The organism is Streptomyces muensis (assembly GCF_021474425.1).
GTDB lineage: Bacteria > Actinomycetota > Actinomycetes > Streptomycetales > Streptomycetaceae > Streptomyces > Streptomyces muensis.
Window position 1 is genome coordinate 1 of the sequence record NZ_JAKEIP010000592.1, and the last position, 1,084, is coordinate 1,084.

The 1,084-nt window shown below is 72.8% G+C and carries 1 protein-coding gene; it reads left to right on the plus strand.

What is annotated here, in order from left to right; translation table 11 throughout:
- Positions 1–172: 172 nt before the first annotated feature.
- Positions 173–1,084 (plus strand): serine/threonine-protein kinase (locus L0P92_RS44585; RefSeq protein ID WP_273634167.1); only part of this gene is annotated, 912 nt, incomplete at its 3' end.

Genomic DNA, 1,084 nt, shown 5'->3' on the forward strand with positions numbered 1-1,084 from the left:
CCCCCGTGCCACCGCCCCCGCAGCGCCCCGCGCCCGCGCGGATCGACCAGGTGCGCGCCGAGCTCGACGAGCTCAGTGACTATCTGCGCCAGCACGACAGCCGGCAGGACGGCAACCACGAGGGCGGAAGGTGACCGTGGCGACAGGACGTGTCGTCGCAGGCCGCTATGAACTGTCCACGCTCATCGGACAGGGCGGCATGGGACAGGTGTGGACGGCCTACGACCAGCGGCTGGACCGGCGCGTGGCGGTGAAGCTGCTGCGCCCCGACAAGGTGGCCGGGCAGGAGGCGGACGAGCTGCGCCGCCGGTTCGTGCGCGAGTGCCGGGTGACCGCGCAGGTCGACCACCCCGGGCTCGTCACCGTGCACGACGCGGGCAGCGAGGGCGAGGAGCTGTTCCTCGTCATGCAGTACGTCGACGGCGCCGACCTCTCCGACCACCTCGCCGAGCACGACCCTTACCCGTGGCAGTGGGCGGTCGCGGTCGCCGCGCAACTGTGCGCCGTGCTGAGCGCCGTGCACGCGGTGCCGATCGTCCACCGCGACCTCAAGCCGCGCAACGTGATGGTGAAGCAGGACGGCACGGTCACCGTCCTCGACCTCGGTGTCGCCTCCGTCATGGACGCCGACACCACCCGCCTCACCCACACCGGCACCCCCATCGGATCGCCCGCCTACATGGCGCCCGAGCAGGCGATGGGCGGCGCGGTCGGCCCGTACACCGACCTGTACGCACTCGGCGTACTGCTCCATGAACTCCTCAGCGGAGACGTGCCGTTCTCCGGTTCGACGGCGCTCGGCGTGCTGCACCGGCACCTGTACGAGCCGCCGCTGCCCGTGCGCCGTATCCGCCCCGAGGTCCCCGAGGCACTCGAAGCCCTCGTCCTGCGGCTGCTCGCGAAGGACCCGCAGCACCGGCCCGCCTCGGCGCAGGAGGTGTACGAGGATCTGGCGGAGCTGCTGCCCGCGCGCGGGACGCCCACCGGATCGCCGCTGGACCCCACCCGCCCCTTCCTGCGCCGAGGCGGGCCGGTGCTGCGGGTCCTTCGCGAGCAGCCGCAGGACGAGGGCTTCGAGTGCCTC